17 protein-coding genes are annotated in these 16314 nt (G+C 60.9%); 10 read left to right on the forward strand and 7 right to left on the reverse strand.

Annotated features, from left to right (window positions below; translation table 11 throughout):
• Window positions 1–11: 11 nt before the first annotated feature.
• The 5 genes from pstA (at window position 12) to AB4O36_RS26570 (ending at window position 5657) form a co-directional block, all read left to right on the forward strand.
• Complete coding sequence (pstA, locus tag AB4O36_RS26550) at window positions 12–1682, forward strand: phosphate ABC transporter permease PstA (protein WP_460140645.1); 1671 nt, start codon at window positions 12–14, stop codon at window positions 1680–1682.
• Window positions 1683–1774: 92 nt separating this feature from the next.
• The gene (gene pstB / locus AB4O36_RS26555; protein WP_460119634.1) at window positions 1775–2608 is read left to right on the forward strand and encodes a phosphate ABC transporter ATP-binding protein PstB; all 834 of its coding nucleotides are present in this window, start codon (window positions 1775–1777) and stop codon (window positions 2606–2608) included.
• 113 nt (window positions 2609–2721) lie between these two features.
• On the forward strand, window positions 2722–3483 hold the full coding sequence (phoU, locus tag AB4O36_RS26560; RefSeq protein WP_371049745.1) for a phosphate signaling complex protein PhoU: 762 nt from the start codon (window positions 2722–2724) through the stop codon (window positions 3481–3483).
• Between the two features lie 165 nt (window positions 3484–3648).
• Window positions 3649–4578, forward strand: a complete 930-nt coding sequence (locus tag AB4O36_RS26565; RefSeq protein ID WP_460140646.1) for a response regulator — start codon at window positions 3649–3651, stop codon at window positions 4576–4578.
• A gap of 182 nt (window positions 4579–4760) precedes the next feature.
• Complete coding sequence (locus AB4O36_RS26570) at window positions 4761–5657, forward strand: peptidoglycan DD-metalloendopeptidase family protein (protein WP_460119638.1); 897 nt, start codon at window positions 4761–4763, stop codon at window positions 5655–5657.
• Between the two features lie 80 nt (window positions 5658–5737).
• Here AB4O36_RS26570 and AB4O36_RS26575 read toward each other — a convergent pair whose 3' ends face one another.
• The 3 genes from AB4O36_RS26575 to phoB form a co-directional block, all read right to left on the reverse strand.
• A complete protein-coding gene (locus tag AB4O36_RS26575) occupies window positions 5738–7078 on the reverse strand; it encodes a hemolysin family protein (protein WP_460119640.1) in 1341 nt (446 codons plus the stop codon).
• 123 nt (window positions 7079–7201) lie between these two features.
• Entirely contained in the window at window positions 7202–8488 is a 1287-nt protein-coding gene (phoR, locus tag AB4O36_RS26580; protein ID WP_460142179.1) for a phosphate regulon sensor histidine kinase PhoR, read from the reverse strand.
• A gap of 75 nt (window positions 8489–8563) precedes the next feature.
• Window positions 8564–9253 (reverse strand): phosphate regulon transcriptional regulator PhoB, encoded by a 690-nt coding sequence (gene phoB, locus AB4O36_RS26585; RefSeq protein ID WP_460119642.1) that lies wholly within the window; start codon window positions 9251–9253, stop codon window positions 8564–8566.
• A 152-nt stretch (window positions 9254–9405) separates the two neighbouring features.
• On the opposite strand from phoB, the gene AB4O36_RS26590 reads away from it, so the two are divergent.
• Window positions 9406–9789, forward strand: coding sequence for a COG4315 family predicted lipoprotein (locus AB4O36_RS26590; protein ID WP_460140647.1), 384 nt, complete (start codon window positions 9406–9408; stop codon window positions 9787–9789).
• A gap of 122 nt (window positions 9790–9911) precedes the next feature.
• Here the strand turns inward: AB4O36_RS26590 and ubiA are convergent, their stop codons facing one another.
• Window positions 9912–10802 carry a 4-hydroxybenzoate octaprenyltransferase gene (gene ubiA / locus AB4O36_RS26595; protein WP_460119646.1) on the reverse strand — a complete coding sequence of 297 codons (891 nt, stop codon included), beginning with the start codon at window positions 10800–10802 and terminating at the stop codon, window positions 9912–9914.
• A complete protein-coding gene (locus tag AB4O36_RS26600; RefSeq protein ID WP_460119648.1) occupies window positions 10802–11365 on the reverse strand; it encodes a chorismate--pyruvate lyase family protein in 564 nt (187 codons plus the stop codon). Before AB4O36_RS26600 ends, ubiA begins: the two co-directional genes overlap by 1 nt.
• Window positions 11366–11566: 201 nt before the next feature.
• Here AB4O36_RS26600 and AB4O36_RS26605 point away from each other — a divergent pair, with 201 nt between their 5' ends.
• The 3 genes from AB4O36_RS26605 to AB4O36_RS26615 all read left to right on the forward strand — a co-directional run bounded on the left by AB4O36_RS26605 (window position 11567) and on the right by AB4O36_RS26615 (window position 13371).
• Window positions 11567–11734, forward strand: a complete 168-nt coding sequence (locus AB4O36_RS26605; RefSeq protein WP_007954349.1) for a rubredoxin — start codon at window positions 11567–11569, stop codon at window positions 11732–11734.
• Between the two features lie 20 nt (window positions 11735–11754).
• On the forward strand, window positions 11755–12903 hold the full coding sequence (locus AB4O36_RS26610) for an NAD(P)/FAD-dependent oxidoreductase (protein ID WP_460140648.1): 1149 nt from the start codon (window positions 11755–11757) through the stop codon (window positions 12901–12903).
• A 192-nt stretch (window positions 12904–13095) separates the two neighbouring features.
• On the forward strand, window positions 13096–13371 hold the full coding sequence (locus tag AB4O36_RS26615) for an HU family DNA-binding protein (protein ID WP_460140649.1): 276 nt from the start codon (window positions 13096–13098) through the stop codon (window positions 13369–13371).
• Window positions 13372–13460: 89 nt separating this feature from the next.
• Here the strand turns inward: AB4O36_RS26615 and AB4O36_RS26620 are convergent, their stop codons facing one another.
• Window positions 13461–13862 (reverse strand): DUF6124 family protein, encoded by a 402-nt coding sequence (locus AB4O36_RS26620; protein WP_460140650.1) that lies wholly within the window; start codon window positions 13860–13862, stop codon window positions 13461–13463.
• A gap of 486 nt (window positions 13863–14348) precedes the next feature.
• On the opposite strand from AB4O36_RS26620, the gene AB4O36_RS26625 reads away from it, so the two are divergent.
• Window positions 14349–14738: a helicase gene (locus AB4O36_RS26625; RefSeq protein WP_460140651.1), complete on the forward strand. Its 390-nt coding sequence runs from the start codon at window positions 14349–14351 to the stop codon at window positions 14736–14738.
• 175 nt (window positions 14739–14913) lie between these two features.
• Here the strand turns inward: AB4O36_RS26625 and AB4O36_RS26630 are convergent, their stop codons facing one another.
• Window positions 14914–16314, reverse strand: coding sequence for an aminoacyl-tRNA deacylase and HDOD domain-containing protein (locus AB4O36_RS26630; RefSeq protein WP_460119659.1), 1401 nt, complete (start codon window positions 16312–16314; stop codon window positions 14914–14916).

Genomic DNA, 16314 nt, shown 5'->3' on the forward strand with positions numbered 1-16314 from the left:
GGTAGAAGTCTGTGAAACAGAACTCCCTGAAAGGATGGTTCAAGAGCGGCGCCCCGGGTGTCTGGATCAGTGGTGGCGCGGTGTCCATCGCAGTCATCATGACCATCGGCCTGCTGGCGGTGATTGCCGTGCGCGGCCTGGGTCACTTCTGGCCGGCGGACTTGATTCACGCCAGCTACGACGTACCGGGGCAGGGTAATCACCTGGTCATCGGCGAAGTGGTACAGAAAGAAGAAGTGCCCCGCGCACGCCTGAAAAGTGCAGGCCTGCCGGTGCCGGACCAAGGCCCGGAATTCATGACCCGTGAGCTGATCAAGGTCGGCAACCGTGACCTGAACGGTAACGACTTCACGTGGGTCGTCGGTGAGTGGCTGACCAACCAAACGACGCCCGTGGAGCTGATGGCCATTGAGCGTCGCGAGTGGGGCAACTTCTACGGCTATCTGGTCAACGTCAAGCAAGACGGCAAAGTCGTCGCAGAAGGCGAAGCGGCGTGGCCTGAACTGCAAGCGCGGATCGACCGGGTGAACAAGCTTGCGGGCCAGCTCAAGACCATTGAGAAGACTGACATTGGCGCCATCAACTCAGGTCTTGAACGCCTCCGTCTGCATGGCCGCAAACTGGAACTGGAAGGCAAACTCAGCCCGGCTGCGCAAGCGGACATGGAATCCGAGCGCGCCGAACTCAATGCCCGTTACCAGGAAATCGAAGCGCGTCTGACTGACCTGCATACCCAGTTCAACCGCGATGCGTTGACGGCCCGCGATGCCAACGGCAAGGAAGTCGAAATCGGCCTGGGCAAAGTGGTTCACGCCTACCAGCCGAACGCCATGGGCACCTTCACCAAAATCGGTTTCTACTTCAGCAAGGTCTGGGAATTCCTCAGCGACGACCCGCGTGAGGCCAATACCGAAGGCGGGATCTTCCCGGCGATCTTCGGTACCGTAATGATGACCCTGATCATGGCGATGATCGTGACCCCGTTCGGCGTACTGGCGGCGGTGTACCTGCGTGAATACGCCAAGCAGAACGCACTGACCCGGGTGATCCGCATTGCGGTGAACAACCTGGCGGGCGTCCCGGCAATTGTGTACGGCGTGTTCGGTCTCGGCTTCTTCGTCTATGTGCTGGGCGGCTCGGTCGACCGCCTGTTCTTCCCCGAAGCGCTGCCGGCACCGACGTTCGGTACGCCAGGCCTGCTCTGGGCGTCCCTGACCCTGGCGCTGCTGGCGGTGCCGGTGGTGATCGTGGCCACCGAAGAAGGGCTGGCACGGATTCCGCGTACGGTGCGCGAAGGCTCGCTGGCCCTCGGCGCAACCAAGGCGGAAACCCTGTGGAAGATCGTACTGCCCATGGCCAGCCCGGCAATGATGACCGGCATGATCCTCGCTGTCGCTCGCGCCGCTGGCGAAGTGGCACCGCTGATGCTGGTGGGCGTGGTGAAACTGGCGCCGTCGCTGCCGCTGGACGGTAACTACCCGTACCTGCACCTGGACCAGAAAATCATGCACCTGGGCTTCCATATTTATGACGTCGGCTTCCAGAGCCCGAACGTCGAAGCGGCGCGGCCGCTGGTCTACGCCACGGCGCTGTTGCTGGTGCTGGTGATCGCGACGTTGAACCTGTCGGCGGTGTGGATCCGTAACCACCTGCGAGAAAAATACAAAGCGTTGGATAGCTAAAGCCATTAGCCACAAGCGGCAAGCTACAAGCCGCTTTTGCTCAAACTTGCAGCTTGCAGCTAGAAGCTTGCAGCTACGAACGGAGTGAGATCATGCAGCACGAAACCCATTCCCACGGCATCAACATGTCCGCCCTGGGTCGCGACAAGCAAAGCCTGAACCTGGCGCAGGAAACCGTGGCCATCGAAGTGCCAGGCCTGAGCCTGTTCTACGGCGATAAACAAGCGCTGTTCGACGTCAGCATGAACATCCCGAAACAGCGCGTGACCGCCTTCATCGGCCCGTCCGGCTGCGGCAAGTCCACGCTGCTGCGCACCTTCAACCGCATGAACGACCTGGTCGACGGCTGCCGCGTGGAAGGTGAAATCAACCTCTACGGCAACAACATCTACCGCAAGGGCGAAGACGTGGCCGAGCTGCGTCGCCGCGTGGGCATGGTGTTCCAGAAGCCCAACCCGTTTCCGAAAACGATCTACGAAAACGTGGTGTACGGCCTGCGCATCCAGGGCATCAACAAAAAACGCGTGCTCGACGAAGCCGTCGAGTGGGCATTGAAAGGCGCGGCGTTGTGGGACGAGGTCAAAGACCGCCTGCACGATTCGGCACTGGGCCTGTCCGGTGGCCAGCAACAGCGTCTGGTGATCGCCCGCACCATCGCCGTGGAGCCCGAAGTGCTGCTGCTGGACGAACCGTGCTCGGCACTCGACCCGATTTCCACGCTCAAGGTCGAAGAGCTGATTTATGAGCTGAAATCGAAGTTCACCATCGTCATCGTCACCCATAACATGCAACAGGCCGCACGGGTCTCCGACTACACGGCGTTCATGTACATGGGCAAACTGGTGGAATTCGGCGACACCGATACCCTGTTCACCAATCCGGCGAAGAAGCAGACCGAAGACTACATTACCGGTCGATATGGCTAGTTGAGGCAGTTACAAGCCGCAAGCTTCAAGCGGCAAGTAAGAGCAGTTCGGGTACGACATTAAACAGCTTGCAGCTCGTAGCTTGCGGCTTACAGCTTTTGCGGAGCAAACCCATGATTTCGAAGGAAGGCCTTACCCATCACATTTCCGCGCAATTCAACGCCGAGCTCGAGGAAGTGCGCAGCCACCTCCTGGCCATGGGCGGGCTGGTGGAAAAGCAGGTCAACGACGCGGTCACTGCATTGATCGAGGCGGACTCCGGCCTGGCTCAGCAAGTGCGCGAGATCGATGAACAGATCAACCAGATGGAGCGCAACATCGACGAAGAATGTCTGCGCATTCTGGCCCGTCGTCAGCCGGCGGCGTCCGACCTGCGGTTGATCATCAGCATTTCCAAGTCGGTGATTGATCTGGAGCGTATCGGCGACGAGTCGACCAAGATCGCCCGCCGCGCCATCCAGTTGTGCGAGGAAGGCGAAGCGCCGCGTGGTTACGTCGAAGTGCGCCACATTGGCGACCAGGTGCGTAACATGGTGCGTGACGCGCTGGACGCTTTCGCCCGCTTCGACGCGGACCTGGCGTTGTCGGTGGCGCAGTACGACAAGATCATCGACCGCGAGTACAAGACGGCGTTGCGTGAACTGGCCACCTACATGATGGAAGACCCACGCTCTATCTCGCGGGTGTTGAGCATCATCTGGGTGCTGCGTTCGCTGGAGCGCATCGGCGACCACGCGCGCAACATCTCCGAATTGGTGATTTACCTGGTGCGCGGCACCGACGTGCGCCACATGGGCCTCAAGCGCATGAAGGAAGAAGTTGAAGGCACAAGTGGTGAAACCGCTAATGTTCCGGGCGAAGCTGACGATAAATAAGATTGCCCTAGTAAAGCGCCCGGTCTTTTGGCCGGGCGTTTTTGTTTACGGGCCAGAATTGCACAGCAGCACCCGCGAACGAAAAGTCCCGGCGTGACTGAGGTTTATGGCGAAGTGCCATCAGTAAAGCGGTATGCTTGCCAGGATTTTTTAAAGGGGTGATGGATGAGTAAGGTCAGTGTATTGGTCGTGGACGATGCGTCGTTCATTCGTGACCTGGTGAAGAAGTGCCTGCGTAATTACTTCCCGGGCATTCGCATCGAAGACGCCATTAACGGTAAAAAGGCCCAGGCCATCCTGGCGCGCGAAGCGTTCGACCTGGTCCTGTGCGACTGGGAAATGCCGGAAATGTCTGGCCTGGAGCTGCTGACCTGGTGTCGTGAACAGGACAACCTCAAGACCATGCCCTTCGTGATGGTGACCAGCCGTGGCGACAAGGAAAACGTCGTCCAGGCCATCCAGGCCGGTGTTTCCGGTTACGTCAGCAAACCCTTCACCAACGAACAACTGCTGACCAAGGTCAAGCAGGCGCTGAACAAGGTCGGCAAACTCGATACCTTGATGAACAGTGCACCGACCAAGATGAATTCGGCCTTCGGCAACGATTCCCTGAGCGCGCTGACGGGCGGCAAACCGGCCGTTGCCGCCGTTGCATCGACGCCGGCTGCCGCCCCGGCACCTGCCGCTGCGCCGTCCCGTGGTCTGCTCAACAGCCCGCCGGTGAAAGCGCCAGCGCCAGCGGCCTCTGCTGCCACCGGTGGCCGTGGCCAGGGCCAATTGCGCCTGCCCAACGGCGTGCAGCCCTGTGTGATCAAGGCCTTGAGCCTCAAGGAAGCGCTGTTGGTGGTCAAGCGCGTCGATGCCCTGCCACAAGTACTCGACAGCGCCGTGCTCGACCTGGAACAGGGCGAAAGTGCGGAAACAGCGCGCTTGAACGGCTACCTGCACGCCATCGTCGCCCATGAACAGAAACCCGACAGCGAATGGCTGCAACTGACCTTCCGCTTTGTCGACAAGGACGCGCAAAAGCTCGACTACCTGTCGCGCCTGATTGCTCGGGGTACGGCGCAGAAGCATTTTGTGCCGGGTGCCTGATAGCCGCGTCGCCTGAGCTGGCCTCATCGCGAGCAAGCTCGCTCCTGCAGTGGAATGCGTTCCCCTGTGGGAGCGGGCTTGCCCGCGATGAAGGCGACACCGCTTTGAAACCTCTGCCGACTACCCGGGTCCATTGCAGCTGCTAGGCTCACTCCCAGGTATCACTCGACAGAATCCTGCCCATGTTCATGCGCTCGATGTTTTTCTGCGGTCTGTTGTTGGCCGGCGCCCAGGCGTCGGCCATGACGATCTACAAGTCCACCGACGCCAATGGCGTGGTGTCTTACAGCGACCGCCCGTCCAAAGGTGCGCAGGTGTTCACCTTCCGCGATCGCATGGTCGAGCACCTCGAGCGGCAGGTGTACCTGATCATCACCAAGAAGAAGGGCGCAGACAGCGTCTATGTGCGCAATGACTTATATGCGCCGGTCGAGATCGAGTTGAGCTTTGCCGGGCTGCAGAACGTCAATGGTGCACCGAGCCGGCCGATTCGCCGGGTCATGCCTGCGCGCAGCAGCATTCGCCTGGCGCTGCTCACGGCGATGGATGCCCAGAAGCCGCTGGCCTACGTCCCCAAGTTCGAATATTCCCTGGGCGACCCCTCAGGGGCTGCCATGGCCTATCAATACCCGTATCCCTGGCGGGGTGGTCCGTTTCGGCTGAGCCAGGGCAATAATGGCCAGTACAGCCACTTCGGCCCCAAGAACCGATACGCCATGGACATCGCCATGCCCGAAGGCACTCCGATCATTGCGGCGCGTGGCGGGGTGGTGGTGAAAACCGAGAATGCGCAGACCGGGCGCGGCAACGACCCCGCCGGTAATTTTGTGCGGGTGCTGCACGATGACGGGACGATGGGCGTGTACCTGCACCTCAAGCAAGGCTCGGTGATCGTTCGCGAAGGGCAGCGGGTGTCAGTGGGCACTGCGTTGGCGCTCTCGGGCAACACCGGCAACAGCAGTGGGCCACACCTGCATTTTGTGGTGCAGCGCAATACCGGGTTGGGCCTGGTCTCGATTCCGTACCAGTTCAAGCAGCCGATGGGGGTGTTGCCCAACTTTGCGTTGGGCAAACAGTAGGGGGTTGGCTGGTTCGGCCTCATCCTGTAGGAGCGGGCTTGCCCGCGATGGCCGCGCCTCGGTCTTAAATCCAGGCGCCCTCAATCAATCATCAACACCTTGGCCAAAATGATCTTCGGCCCCTTCATCTTCTTGATGATGATCCGCAGGCCTTCGACTTCCAGCACTTCTTCCTCTTCCGGCACCCGCTTGAGCGATTCGTAGACCAACCCGGCCAGGGTTTCGGCCTCGACGTGGTCCAGATCGATGCCCAGCAGGCGCTCGACCTTGAACAGCGGCGTGTCACCGCGCACCAACAGCTTGCCCGGCTGGTAGGCCAGGATGCCGCGTTCCGCCTTGCGGTGTTCGTCCTGGATATCGCCCACCAGCACTTCCAGCACGTCTTCCATGGTCAGGTAACCGATGACGTTGCCGTCGGCCTCCTCGACCAGGGCAAAGTGTGAACCGCCCTTGCGGAACTGCTCCAGCAGTTGCGACAGCGGCATGTGCCGCGACACGCGCTCCAGCGGGCGGGTCAGCTCAGCCAGGTTGAACGACTCGGGAATGTGATCCAGGGCTGCCAGTTCCAGCAGCAGGTCCTTGATGTGCAGCAGGCCGACGAACTCCTGACGCTCGCTGTCGTACACCGGGTAGCGGCTGAACTTGTGTCGACGGAACATCGCCAGGATTTCCTTGAGCGGCGCGTTGAACTCAAGCGTCACCAGGTCTTCACGGGAGTTGGCCCAGTCGACCACTTCCAGCTCGCCCATTTCCACGGCCGAGGCCAGCACGCGCATGCCTTGGTCGCTGGGGTCCTGACCACGGCTGGAGTGCAGGATCAGCTTGAGTTCTTCCCGGCTGTAATGGTGTTCGTGATGCGGGCCGGGCTCACCTTGGCCAGCGATACGCAGAATGGTGTTGGCGCTGGCGTTGAGCAGGTAGATCGCCGGGTACATCAGCCAGTAGAACAGGTACAGCGGCACGGCGGTCCACAGCGACAGCAGTTCGGGTTTGCGGATGGCCCAGGATTTTGGCGCCAGCTCGCCCACCACGATGTGCAGGTACGAAATCACGAAGAACGCGGCGAAGAACGACACGCCCTTGATCACTTCGGGCGACTGCACGCCAACGGTTTCCAGCAACGGTTCGAGGATGTGCGCGAAGGCCGGTTCACCGACCCAGCCCAGGCCCAGGGAGGCGAGGGTGATACCCAACTGGCACGCCGACAGGTAGGCATCGAGCTGACTGTGAACGGTACGCAGGATGTGCCCGCGCCAGCCGTTTTTATCGGCGATGGCCTCGACTCGGGTCGAGCGCAGCTTGACCATGGCAAATTCCGCAGCAACGAAAAAACCGTTGAGCAGGACCAGGATCAGAGCAAAAAGAATCATGCCGAAATCGGCGAAAAGTGTCGCGAGGGTCAAGCCAGGGGAAGGGTCCATGATGGAGTTTTGCGGTTTCCGTGTATTCGAAAAGGGGAAAAATGCAGCGCCTGAAAGGCAGGCACAAGTCAGCCAATGTAGCGGCTGACCGGACGATTGCCTAGTGGCGCGTGCTGGCCGGTATCAGTCGGCGGTGCTGATTGCCCGTGTTTGGCTGACCTGGGCCGGAGCGAAATGGCAGGTAAACGTACTGCCGTGGCCCGGCACGCTGCTGATTTCCATGCGCGCGCGATGGCGCAGCAGCACATGCTTGACGATGGCCAGCCCGAGCCCGGTGCCACCGGTGTTGGAGTTGCGGCTGGAATCCACCCGATAGAAGCGTTCGGTCAGGCGCGGCAGGTGCTTGCTGTCGATGCCGATGCCCGAGTCCTGCACGCTCAAGTGTGCCCCTTGCTCATCGCCCCACCAGCGAATGCGGATGTTGCCTTCGGCCGGGGTGTATTTCACTGCGTTGAATACCAGGTTGGAAAATGCGCTGCGCAGTTCGGCTTCGCTGCCCTTGAGATGGATCGTCGGGTCCACTTCCAGGGTAATGCGCTGGTTCTTCTGCCCGGACAATTGCTGCGCATCGCTCTTGATCGATTGCAGCAAGCCGTCGATGGCCACCGGGTGGTTGTCGGACGGGTAATCGGTGGCTTCCAGCTTGGCCAACAACAACAAATCGTTGAGCAGCGTCTGCATGCGCCCACCTTGCTGCTGCATTTGCTGCAGGGCGCGGCTCCAGCGCGGGTTCACTTCCTCGACGTTGTCGAGCAGCGTTTCCAGGTAGCCGCAGATCACCGTCAATGGTGTGCGCAGTTCGTGGGAGACGTTGGCGATGAAGTCCTTGCGCATCTGCTCCAGCTGATGGATGCGCGTCACGTCGCGCACCAGCATCAGGTGTTCGTTATTGCCGTAGCGGGTGATGTAAAGCTGAATACGCACGCGGTCGTTGGTCGGTGAAGGGATTTCAAGCGGTTCGGCGTAGTTGTCCTGCTCGAAATATTCCTTGAAACGCGGATGACGCACCAGATTGGTCACTGGCTGTCCGCTGTCCTGCGGCGTCTTGAGGCCCAGCAGGGTTTCGGCGGCGCGGTTCCACCATTCCAGGTTGCCGTCGGTGTCGAGCATGATCACCGCGTCCTTGAGCGCGGCGGTGGACTCCTGGACACGATCGATCACCGCTTGCAGGCGCCCGCGTACCCGTTGGTCGCGCCGTTGCAGGTGATAAATGCTGTCGAATACCTCACCCCACAGGCCGTAGCCATCGGGCGGTGCTTCATCGGGTTTGTGCAAGCGCAGCCACTCGTGCAGACGCAGCAATTGCTTGAGGGTCCAGGCCAGGTAAAGGCCCAGGCCTGCGACAAGGCTCCAGCCGTAATAGCCGGTAATCAAGCCGATCACCAGGCAGGCGGTGACCAGTAGCAGCATGTGGCGAATGAGGATGCCATGCCAGTTTTGGTTCACGTTAACGCGCGTCCTTGTCAGCTTGTCGGGCGGTCCGGATCAGGCTTTGGTCGAGAACCGATAACCTGTGCCGCGCACGGTTTGTACCAGATTTTCGTAGGCATCGCCGAGGGCTTTGCGCAGGCGACGAATATGCACGTCGACGGTACGCTCTTCGACATAGACGTTGCCGCCCCAGACCTGATCCAGCAACTGGCCGCGTGTGTAGGCGCGTTCCTGGTGGGTCATGAAAAATTGCAGCAAGCGGTATTCCGTCGGGCCCATCTCGGCCGGTTTGCCGTCGATGGTTACGCGGTGGCTGATCGGGTCCAGCAGCAGGCCGCCCACTTCGATGGGGGCCTCGCCATCGGTCGGTCCGGCACGGCGCAGCACGGCCTTGAGGCGGGCCACCAGCTCGCGGGGGGAGAAGGGTTTGGTGATGTAATCGTCGGCGCCGACTTCCAGGCCCTGGATCTTGTTGTCCTCTTCGCCCTTGGCAGTGAGCATGATGATCGGGATGTCCCCGGTCAGTTCATCACGCTTGAGGCGGCGGGCCAACTCGATGCCGGACGTGCCGGGCAGCATCCAGTCGAGCAGGATAAGGTCCGGCTTGCGGTCGACGATGACCGCGTGCGCCTGCTGCGAGTTCTCGGCCTCGAGGCAGTCATAGCCGGCCATTTCCAGCGCAACGGCGATCATCTCGCGGATGGGCGCTTCGTCGTCGACGATCAGAATGCTCCTGCCAACCATGCCATTAATCCTCTTGTCATTTAACTGTCTTGCGCCGCATTAGATAACGGAATTATTGCAGTCGTGTGACAACATTTTAGCTGGCCGGCGATTGGAGCGATCCTGAACTATTCTCTAAGTCCGAATCCTGACAACCACAAGAGAAGGTTTCCATGACTCACTACTCGCAATCCCTTAAAGCCCTGATGCTGGCAGCCGCCCTTTGCGTGCCCGCTATGGCCTTCGCGGCCGAGCCTGCGATGATGAAGGACGGGATGATGGTCGATCACAAAGGGATGACGCTTTACACGTTCGACAAGGACGCCGGCGGCAAGTCGATGTGCAACGCCGATTGCGCCAAGAACTGGCCACCGATGATGGCGCCGGCGGGAGCCAAGGCTGAAGGTAAATGGTCGGTCATCAAGCGCGATGACGGCATGATGCAGTACGCCTACGACGGCAAACCGTTGTACACCTTCGTCAAGGATGAAAAACCGGGCGAAATGAAAGGTGACGGCATGAAAGACGTGTGGCACGTGCTGCACGAGCACAAGTAAGCAATCCCCTGTCACTGTAGGAGCGAGCTTGCTCGCGATGGTCGCCAACGATTACGCTGGAAACCTGACACCCCGCGGCGTCCTTTCGACCATCGCGAGCAAGCTCGCTCCTACAGGGGCCCTCAACGCAACGCGTAATCCAGCACGATCCCGACAAAAATCGCCAGTCCCGCCCAGTGGTTGTGCAAGAACGCCTTGAAGCAACGCATCCGGTCCTTGCCACGGGTGTACCAGAACTCCCAGGCAAAACAGCCCGCCGCCACCAGCAACCCCAGGTGGAACCACACACCCAGCTCAAATTTCGACCCCGCCAGCAACAGGCAACCCAACGCCAACGCTTGCAGGCTCACGATGATCACCCGGTCCGCCTCGCCAAACAGAATCGCCGTGGATTTGACCCCGATCTTCAAATCGTCATCGCGGTCGGTCATGGCGTAATAGGTGTCGTAGCCCACCGTCCACAGCAGGTTGGCAATCCACAGCAACCACGCCGCTGCCGGTAGTTCACCGGTCTCGGCGGTGAACGCCATCGGCATGCCCCAGGAAAACGCCGCGCCCAGCACCACTTGCGGGTAATAGGTGTAGCGCTTCATGAACGGGTAACTGAACGCCAGCGCCAGGCCGCCGAACGATAACCACACCGTGGTCGCGTTGGTGCACAACACCAGCAGGAAACTCACGCCCATCAACAGCGCAAAGAACACCAGGGCTTCGCGCGAGCTGATCTTGCCGCTGACCAGTGGCCGTTGCTCGGTGCGCTTCACATGGCCGTCGACCTTGCGATCCGCCCAGTCGTTGATCACGCAACCGCCAGCGCGGGTCAGCACCACACCGAGCACGAAAATCACGATGTTGGCCAGCGACGGGCTGCCCTTGCCAGCAATCCACAGCGCCCACAGCGTTGGCCACAGAAGCAGGTAAATGCCGATGGGCTTGTCCATGCGCGTCAGCTGAATGAAATCCCAGGCCCGGGGGTTCAAACGATTCAGGGACTTGAGCAGGCTCTGATACATCAGCAGTTCTCCGGGTGGGCGCGGGTGGCGAGCCACAAGGTCGGCAGGAAAATTTCGGCCACCAGCACGCTCAAGGCGCCACGGTCGAAACGCGAGCGCCGGCCCCACAATTCAGGCGCGCTGGACTCAGGTGGCAGCCATTGCTGAGGATAATGGCAAACCTCGATGGCGCGCCGGGTGAACGCCTTGTCGGAAAACAGCAACTCGCCCAGCGAACGGCTGCCCAACTCATCCATGTGCAGCCCGTCGCCCTGCAACGCGCTGCGCGCCGCCACACTGCGAGCGAACACCCAGGCTTGACCGTGACCGCGCAGGTACACCTCGCGCACCCAGCCGTCGCTGCCTTCGGCCAGGTCCAGCGCCGCGCACTCATCGGCGCGCAGCGTCTGCCAGCCTTCGAACAACGGCGTCACGCTGAAACCGTCGTTCGACAGGCGCGTCAGCCGACGGGTCAGCGAACCTTCGTCGAAGAGCCAGTCCAGGGTCGCGGCGTCGGGGAGAGGAGCGAGCTGGCTGCGAGCGAGCCAGAGCGGGGCCGTGCGGAGGGAAGTAGAGTGCGGCACAGTGAGTCGTTATTGGCAGCAAATGAGGCGGCGAGCTTACCATGTCAGCCCATCATATTGAGTGATGAGGCGGGCCGGTGCATCGAACAGGCTTGCATCTGCCGGGCACCCCCAGTACAAAAACGCCCTGAGCCGGACGGCAACGCTGCAACCATCGACCGTCCGCGCCGGCGATGAGCCTGAACCTGAGGAAGTAGCGCAATGAAAAAGTGGCAATGTGTGGTCTGTGGCCTGATCTACAACGAAGCCGACGGTTGGCCGGATGACGGCATTGCGCCGGGTACCCTGTGGCAAGACGTACCGGAAGACTGGCTGTGCCCGGATTGTGGCGTGGGCAAGATGGATTTCGAAATGATCGAAATCAACTGAGACCTATCAAGGAGTAAGGCATGAACGCACCGGTCGTAATCGTAGGCACTGGCCTGGCGGGCTACAACCTGGCCCGCGAGTTTCGCAAACTCGATGGCGAAACCCCGCTGCTGCTGATCACGGCCGATGACGGGCGCTCTTACTCCAAGCCGATGCTGTCCACCGGTTTTGGCAAGAACAAGGACGCCGACGGCCTGAGCATGGCCGAACCCGGCGCCATGGCCGAACAGTTGAAGGCCGAAATACGCACCCACACCCGCATCAGCGGCATCGACCCCGGCCACAAGCGCCTGTGGATCGGTGAAGAGGCGGTCATCTACCGCGACCTGATCCTGGCCTGGGGCGCCGAGACCGTGCGTGTGCCCATCGAAGGCGATGCCGGCGACGCGGTGTTCCCGATCAACGACCTGGAAGATTACGCACGCTTTCGCGCCTTCGCCGCCGGCAAGCGTCGGGTGTTGATGCTGGGCGTGGGCCTGATTGGCTGTGAATTCGCCAACGACCTGATCCTCGGCGGTTTCGAGGTGCAACTGGTGGCACCGTGCGAGCAAGTCATGCCGATGCTGCTGCACCCAGCGGCCGCTGCGGCAGTGCAAGCCGGGCTGGAAAGCCTCGGCGCGCGCTTCCACCTGGGGCCGGTTCTGAACCGCTTGCAGCGCGTGGCGGATGGCCTTGAAGCGCACCTGTCGGACGGTCAGGTGATTGCCTGCGACGTGGTGGTCTCGGCCATCGGCCTGCGTCCGCGCATTGATCTGGCGGCGGCTGCCGGCGTGCAGGTCAATCGCGGCGTGGTCGCCGACCGCCACCTCAAGACTTCCCACGCCAACATCTACGCCCTGGGCGACTGCGCCGAGGTCGACGGGCTGAATCTGCTGTACGTCATGCCCCTAATGAGCTGTGCGAGAGCGCTGGCCCAAACCCTGGCCGGCAATCCCACGGCCGTGAGCTACGGCGCGATGCCGATCACCGTCAAAACGCCGGTCTGCCCGTTGGTTGTGTCCCCGCCGCCACGGGGGACGGAAGGTGTTTGGACGGTCGAAGGGCAGGGCGCTGACATCAAGGTGCTGTGCCGCGACGCAGGTGGCAAGCTGCTGGGTTACGCCCTGACCGGTGCGGCGGTGATGGACAAACTGGCGCTGAACAAAGAACTTCCACCATTGCTGGCGTAAATGGCGGGCGTTCTGTCGCAATAACCCCTCTTTTGTTGTTACAAACGTCGTGCGCAGGCTGGCGCCGCCACTCGGCGCGTGCCATTCTCACTCCGGTCTGCCGCAGAGTAGAGCACCTGCGGCGCTTTGGGCGCTGTTCCAACGAGAGCAGCACGGACATAACAACAAAAAACCGTCAAAGGGGCTTCACTTATGCGTAAACCAGAACTCGCCGCAGCCATCGCGGAGAAAGCAGATCTCACCAAAGAACAGGCCAGTCGCGTTCTTAACGCCGTTCTCGAAGAAATCACCGGCGCCCTGCACCGCAAGGACACCGTAACGCTGGTCGGCTTCGGGACCTTCCTGCAACGCCACCGCGGCGCCCGCACCGGCAAAAACCCGCAAACCGGTGAGCCCGTCAAAATCAAGGCCAGCAATACCGTCGCGTTCAAGCCAGGCAAATCGTTGAAAGACAGCGTCAATCCGTAACACGTACCGACTACCCGCCTGACGGGTCAGTGGGATAAAAAATGGGCACGCCAACCGAGGGTTGAGTGCCCATTTTTTGTAGCACTCACCTAAACGTCAGCCGCTCTCCTTTCTTGCTTCGCGACAATGGCCGCCATGCCGGGGTCATCCAAATGATCCAATGCACGCTCCACCAACAAGTGAACACCGTCGGCGATCCGGCTGATTGCCAAGGCTACGGAACGGCGCGAACCGTCCACGGTATCGGCGAGGTCCACGGCGATGGCGCTAATGGCGAGCAAGTCCTCGGAAGCATTGGCGAGCAGGGTTTCGGTGTGGACGCCAGGGCTCACGCTGAACAGCGATTCCTTGTCGTTTGGCGACTCCGGTTCGCTGGGGGGAAAGTGATGATCAAGGGCGCGCTGAACGGCGTCGTGAAGCTTCTTCGAACCGGGTGATTCGTACGGGGAAGTTGTGAAGTCGTCTGGTGGGTTGGGAGTGGGTTTGATCATGGTGTCGCTCCTGGGATTTAGGGACTGACACCGTTTCGCTTGCGCTTCGAAAGAGGTGGCAGCTGTGCGCTGGTGTGCAAGACCGATCCAGGAATCGGCAGACCCGAGGGTCTCCGACGCACAGCCGCCATAACGATTCGCGAGCATAGGAAAACGCTCGCTGAATAGCCATAAACAAATGTGCTCCTGGGGACGGACTTGCACGTCCGTGTCACCGTTTTTTGCGGCGACGAGAACAGGCTATAGGGGGATGTTAAGCCTGCCTAGTTCACGCAGGGCGCTACGTATTGAAGGAAAAATCACCGAGTCTCGAGCGTATGAAGACTAAAACCCGGTCGTGTTTAAACAACAGCGTTTAGTTGATGACTTGGTAGTCATTGGCGCCAAAAACACACTCATCTTCTTCAAACGTATTCAGATAGTGGCGTTATTTCACCAAGTCGCTAAACTGCGCCAGCCGTTCATTTCCCCACTGAGGCTGTGCGCATGAAATTTCGTTTTCTTTTGTGGATGCTGGGTTTGCTGATGGGCAAGGCCAGTAGGACCAATCCTGCGTTTCAGCAGCAGTTGGGTGACAAGGACTTGGTGTTTCAACTACAGACGTTGGACGGCAAGGTCTCGCGGCATTTCCGCGTCAAGGATCAGCGCATCACCAGCCATTCGGGCGTCTACGCCGAGCCTGCGTTTGCCATTGCGTTCAAGGACGCCGCTTATGGATTCGCCACGATGCAAGCCAAGAACAAGCAACTGGCGTTCATGACGGGGATTCAGGACAAGTCGATCCAGATCAAGGGCAACCCGGCGCTGGTGATCTGGTTCCAGGGGTTGACCAAGTATTTGAAGCCGAGGAAGGCCAAGGCGGTGCCCAAGGTTTGAGGTCGGGGTGAGCATTTCAAGGGATCAACTGTAGGAGCGAGCTTGCTCGCGATGGTGGCCCAGACACCGCTGGGTGCCAGACGGCCCTCGTCATCGTTGACGACCATCGCGGGCAAGCCCGCTCCCACAGGGAGAATGAGGTCAACTGTAGGAGCGAGCTTGCTGCGGAGTGGTTTCAGGCCTGTGAGAACTGCGAAGCCAGTTCGCGCAGCAGCACTTCGGCTTCAAGCACCTTGCTGACCACGTCGTTGGCTTTGTCGCGGGTCAGGCCGACGCGTTCCAGCAGGGCGTCGGGGATGTCTTCGTCCGGGCCGGAGCCGATGCCGCGGGCGCGCAGCAGGCGCACCGACAGGCAAACCAGGTTCGGGTACTCGGCGTAGGCGCCGTCGTAGTGGGGGTCGTGCTGGAAGCGCAGGGCGGTGGACAGTTCGTCGGGCATGTCCCAGTAGCGCATCAGCCAGCCGCCGATCTGTTCGCGGCTGATGCCCAGCAGGTGTTGCTCGATGTAGCTGTGGCACAGGTGCGGGTTGACCTCCAGGTGGCGGCAGATCAGCGAGAAGTGCGGCGGGAACACGTGGGCCAGCAGCAGGTAGCCAAAGTTGTGCAGCAGGCCGGCGAGGTAGGTCAGGCCGGATTCCGGGCGCTGGGCGCGCGGCATGGCGCGGGTCAGGCCTTCGATGACGGCGGCGGTGTAGATCGACTGCTGCCAGTACGGCGTGGTGTGTTGCGGATGGTCCTTGGGCAGGCTCAGGGTTTTGCCCAGGGCCAAGCCCAGCGCGAGGTTGATCACCAGGTCGAAACCCAGCACCCGCACGATCGCATCTTCCACTGAACGAATCTTGCCCGGCGAAGCGTAGTACGGCGACGCGGCCCAGCTCACCACTTGCGCGGCCAGGGCCGGGTCGGTTTCTACCACGCCGGTGATGTCGTCGATGGTGGCGTTGGGGTCAACGCGTAGCTTGATGATCTTTTGCGCCGTCTCGGCCAGCGGCGGAATTTCAATGGTCGCTTCCAGCCGTTGCTGGATGCGTCGCGCCGTGAACGCCTGAACGGCCTGGGTGATTTCCTCCCGATCGTCGTCGGGGCGGTCAAGGTTGGGGCGGATGCTGCTGACGTTTTCACCGAAGTTGGCGGCGCTGGCCTTGGTGAGCATCGACTTGAACGCTTCGCTGGTGATTTCCAGCAGCAGGCCGGGCTCGCCCGAGTTGATCAGCAACTTGGGTTCACGCAGCAGGCTTTCTTCGTACAGGCACGGCGAGCTGGTCAGCGCCGGCAGGCCGGGCAACAGGCTCAGGCTGTGCTTGCCGAGCATTTTTTCCAGGCGTTCGGTGGACACGGCGGTGAGGCGGCGGCCGGTCAGTTCGGCGAGGCGATTGAGGTCGAGCAGTTGGCTCTGTGGGAACAGCACCATGAGAGCGCCCACCGCGTCGTCGAGCAGCACGGCCTGCACTTTGCGCGAGGCGTTCAAGCCGTGATGGTCGAGAACTTCTTCGTACGCGATGCCCAATTTGTTGAGCAGCAGCCGAATCACAGACGGAGCGTGCGGGGTTTCTGGGACGAGGGCAGCTTCAGTCAT

Source organism: Pseudomonas sp. S2_E01, assembly GCF_054668365.1.